The organism is Aminobacter aganoensis, from assembly GCF_014206975.1.
GTDB lineage: Bacteria > Pseudomonadota > Alphaproteobacteria > Rhizobiales > Rhizobiaceae > Aminobacter > Aminobacter aganoensis.
Genome location: NZ_JACHOU010000039.1, coordinates 1 through 4,313, shown reverse-complemented (window position 1 = coordinate 4,313; position 4,313 = coordinate 1). Strand labels below are relative to the sequence as shown.

Below are 4,313 nucleotides of genomic sequence, written 5' to 3'. Positions count from 1 at the left end.
GTGAGATCATGACCATGCCGGGCCTGCCCAAGGCACCGTCCTCGGAAAAGATCTTCCTCAACGAGGCCGGGCAGATCGAAGGCCTGTTCTGAGATAAATCTCTCTCCCAAGGCGCTCCTTTCCACCCCTCCTGTCCCCCAGGCCCGGAGCGCCCTTCAAGGCCTGGCACAATGTGCCGGGCCTTTTTTTTCGGTTCGCGCATGGGGGTGGCCTGGACTCTCCCTAGCCCGGACGGACCATGCCGGTTCGCGTCCGGTTCTCGCTGAAGGCCTATTAAAAGTTGCCTATCAGTAAAAATTCTTGCACTTGGATATTGCTCTTCGGGCAAGTTTCGAGTCAATATGTCCCCAACAACGTCCGCCTCAAGGCCGGGTGACCGGAACAGGCGGGAGGAACTAACTGGAGGAGTACTACCAATGACAGCTTCATGGCGTTTTTCCACGCTGGCCGATCGCCACCGTGCCCTCGGTTCCAATCTCGAAGACTGGAGCGGCATGGGCACAGCCTGGTCGTACGACAAGGACGCGAACGAGGAATATGTCGCGATCCGCACCAAGGCCGGCCTGATGGACGTTTCGGGCCTCAAGAAGGTCCACATCACCGGCGCCCACGCCGGCCACGTCATTGACCTCTGCACCACCCGCAACGTCGAGAAGATCTATCCCGGCAAGTCGGTCTATGCCTGCATGCTCAACGACGCCGGCAAGTTCACCGACGACTGCGTCATCTACCGCATGGGCCCGAACTCCTGGATGGTCGTCCACGGCGCCGGCTCGGGCCACGAAGAACTGACCCGCGCCTCGATCGGCCGCGACGTGTCGGTCCGCTTCGATGACAACCTGCACGACCTTTCGCTGCAGGGCCCACTCGCGGTCGACTACCTCGCCAAGCACGTGCCTGGCATCCGCGACCTCAACTACTTCCACCACATGCAGACCCAGCTGTTCGGCTTCCCGGTGATGATCTCGCGCACCGGCTACACCGGCGAGCGCGGCTACGAGATTTTCTGCCGCGGCCAGGACGCCGGCACGATCTGGGACACCATCGTTGCCGAAGGCAAGGAGATGGGCATCATCCCGACGCGTTTCACCACGCTCGACATGCTGCGCGTCGAGAGCTACCTTCTGTTCTACCCGTACGACAACTCGCAGAAGTACCCGTTCGCAAACGAGGGCCCTGGCGATACGTTGTGGGAGCTCGGCCTCGACTTCACCGTCAGCCCCGGCAAGACCGGCTTCCGCGGTGCCGAAGAGCACTATCGCCTGAAGGGCAAGGAGCGCTTCAAGATCTTCGGCGTGGTGCTCGACAGCGACAAGGCAGCTGACGAAGGCGCCGAGATCTGGCGCGATGGCAAGAAGGTCGGCGTCGTGACCTGTGCGATGTATTCGCCGCTGGTGAAGAAGTCGATGGGCATCGCCCGTCTCGACGTCGATTGCGCCATCGTCGGTACGCCGCTCGAGATCCGCAACGCCAGCGGGACGGTCAAGGCAACCGCCCAGTCGCTGCCGTTCGACGATCCGAAGAAGCTCAAGCGGACGGCAAAGGGCTGAGACCTTGGACAGTGCACCGGTGAAGACGATCCTTAGTCGCCCGGTCTACGGAACATTGTCACCGCAGGCCGGCAAGAGCCACCTTCTCATTGCGGACGCCGAAGGGGCGTCCGCGATCCTGGACCTGGCGAAGCAGGCTCCCGCGGACTTCTTCGCCAGTGCACACATCATGTTCATACCGGGCCGTACCGGAGACACCTTCCAGCCGTCGCTGAAGGCGTTGAAGCCGGCCCAGTATTATGAAGGCCCATCGATCGCGGCGGCATTGCCGCGCCTGACATGGACACTCGCCAACGCCCATATGGGCCTGCGCGTCTATCTTGCCGGCACCGAAGGCCTGATCGGCCAGATGATGCAGGCGGCGATCGAAGCCGGGATCGACCCGGCCTCGATCCAGACCGAACATCGCGGCTCGTGGGCGCGCCGGGTGCAGTGCGTGCACTGCAAGGGCATTACCGAGAACGTCACCACCCAGCCGGTCACCTGCTCGCATTGCGGGCTGCTGCTGCTGGTGCGCGACCACTACTCCAAGCGCCATGCCGCCTTCCAGGGCGTCTGCATCAATGCCGAGGATCCGACCGAGATCCCTCAGACAGAGGAGATTTTCCGGTGAGCGCGGGAACAAACAAGCTTAACGTCACCGTGACCGAAGTGGTCGCGGTCAACGAACTGGTGAAGCGGTTCCACTTCGAGCGGACGGACGGTGGCAACCTGCCGACGTTCTCCGGCGGTGCCCATGTCGTCGTCGAAATGCGCGACAATGGCACGACCCGCCTCAATCCCTACTCGCTGATGAGCTCGCCGCTCAACACGCGCGACTACACCATCTCGGTGCGCCGCGACGACGTCGGCCGCGGCGGCTCGCTGTTCATGCACAACCGCGTCAAGCGCGGCATGGAAATGGTGATCAGCTACCCGGTGAACCTGTTTTCGCTGGACCTGCGGGCCAAGAAGCACCTGATGATCGCCGGCGGCATCGGCATCACGCCGTTCCTCGCCCAGACGGCGCAACTCGCGTCGACCGGAAGCAATTTCGAGCTGCACTACACCTGCCGCTCGGAAGCGCTCGGCAGCTACTCCGAGGTGCTGCGCGAACGCTACGGCAACCGCGTCAGCCTCTATCTCGACGAGCGCAACGAGCGGATTCCGCTCGAGCGACTGCTCGCCACCCAGCCGCTCGGCACCCATATCTATGTCTGCGGCCCCGCCGGCATGATCAAATGGGTGCGCGACATGGCGGCAACCCATGGCTGGCCGGACGATTCCGTGCACTACGAACATTTCGCAGCGCCCCAGCCGGGAACCCCGTTCGACGTCAAGCTGGCGGTGAGCGGCCTGGAAATCCGCGTCGGCGAGCAGCAGAGCCTGCTCGAAGCGATCGAGGCGGCGGGCGTCGATCCGCCCTATCTCTGCCGCGGCGGCGTCTGCGGCCAGTGCGAGACCAACGTCATTTCCTATGACGGCACATTCAAGCACAACGACCATTGGCTGAGCGATGAGGAGCACTGCTCAGGCAAGAAGATCATGCCATGCGTCTCGCGTTTCGAGGGCCGCTCGCTGGTTCTCGAACGGTAGCAGATCCCGGGGCGCACGGCGCTCTGGAAGAGGGAGGAATTGATGGGAATTAACTTCAGGAAAGAAACGTTCCGCGACGATTTTACCTTCAGGAACAGTCCGGAACAGGTCAAACGGTTTCCGTTTCCCTATCATGAAGACGCCTACATGTACTCGGTCAACATCGAGCCGCATGTCGCCGGGCCGAAGAACAGCGTGTTCGAACATCTGATCGATGTCGACGAGCACTACGTTTCCGAAATGCAGGACCGCGCCATGGTCCTGGCCGAGGATCCGCTGCGCTGCCAGTCGCTGCCGCACATGACGCTGGCCGGCTGGGACCTGCTCGAACTCCTGATGACCGAGATGGCCAATGGCTATCCCGAGCACTTCGAGCTGACGCGCGACGGCGACCGCTGGCGCTGGATCAACCGGCCGCTCGGCATCGACGACACCTTCACCTTCGGCGACGTCTCCACCCTGCCCTACGGGCCGATGGAATACATCACCCGCCAGAGCCAGGGCGACTTCGCCATCCTCGACCAGCGTGACGGCAACCTCTGGATGGATGCCGGCATGATCACCACCCAGGCCGACTGGTCACTCGATTTCGACATCGGCATGAACTTCTTCGAATGGCATGCGCCGGTGCCGCTGGCGCATGAAATGGGGGTCTTCACCCGCGCGCTGAAGTTCCTGACCAACATCCAGCAGGGCCAGCCGGCGCGGCGCCTGAACTGGACGATGACGATCAACCCGCGGCTCGATACCAGCCCGGAGAACTTCCACAAATGGGGCAGCGACCGGCTGTCGGTGACGCCGGAGAATGTCGGCCAGAAGGTGCATCTGCGCGTCGAGTTGCAGACCTTCTTCCGGTTGCCGCGCTCCAACGCGCTGGTCTTCCCGATCCGCTGCTACCTGCTCAAGATGGACGAACTGGTGAGCGTCGCCAAATGGGGCCGCCGCTTCCACCGCGTGCTGCGCGACCTGCCCGACGAACTCGCCGAGTACAAGGGCCTGACGCGCTACCGCCAGACCGTCGTCGAGTGGCTGTCGAAATATGACGACGGCGCCCCGACCTCGCCCGGCTTCGGCCCGGAGTAGGCTTCGGCCCCTAGAGCGTTTCCTATCTTGAGCGAATCGTAGGATTCCCAAAGAAGGTGGTTTGTGATTCAAGATGCTGGCTGGGTGGAGGCCAGCATCTGATGA

General features: G+C 62.7%; 5 protein-coding genes. All 5 read left to right on the top strand.

Translation table 11 applies throughout. The features are described 5' to 3' along the window. A partial coding sequence (locus GGR00_RS28045) for a formate--tetrahydrofolate ligase (RefSeq protein ID WP_184702149.1) occupies positions 1–92 on the top strand: 92 nt, incomplete at its 5' end. A gap of 324 nt (positions 93–416) precedes the next feature. Then, entirely contained in the window at positions 417–1,550 is a 1,134-nt protein-coding gene (locus GGR00_RS28040) for an aminomethyl transferase family protein (RefSeq protein WP_055970980.1), read from the top strand. 19 nt (positions 1,551–1,569) lie between these two features. After that, complete coding sequence (locus GGR00_RS28035; RefSeq protein WP_343065663.1) at positions 1,570–2,163, top strand: dimethylamine monooxygenase subunit DmmA family protein; 594 nt, start codon at positions 1,570–1,572, stop codon at positions 2,161–2,163. Then, the gene (locus tag GGR00_RS28030; RefSeq protein WP_055970984.1) at positions 2,160–3,125 is read left to right on the top strand and encodes a PDR/VanB family oxidoreductase; all 966 of its coding nucleotides are present in this window, start codon (positions 2,160–2,162) and stop codon (positions 3,123–3,125) included. Before GGR00_RS28035 ends, GGR00_RS28030 begins: the two co-directional genes overlap by 4 nt. A gap of 42 nt (positions 3,126–3,167) precedes the next feature. Further along, entirely contained in the window at positions 3,168–4,208 is a 1,041-nt protein-coding gene (locus GGR00_RS28025; RefSeq protein WP_184702829.1) for a heme-dependent oxidative N-demethylase family protein, read from the top strand. Positions 4,209–4,313 lie beyond the last annotated feature (105 nt).

Excerpts from the sequence above, each read along its gene's own strand:
- GGR00_RS28025 (WP_184702829.1), top strand. The coding sequence starts at position 3,168 with ATGGGAATTAACTTCAGGAAAGAAACGTTCCGCGACGATTTTACCTTC.
- GGR00_RS28040 (WP_055970980.1), top strand. The coding sequence starts at position 417 with ATGACAGCTTCATGGCGTTTTTCCACGCTGGCCGATCGCCACCGTGCC.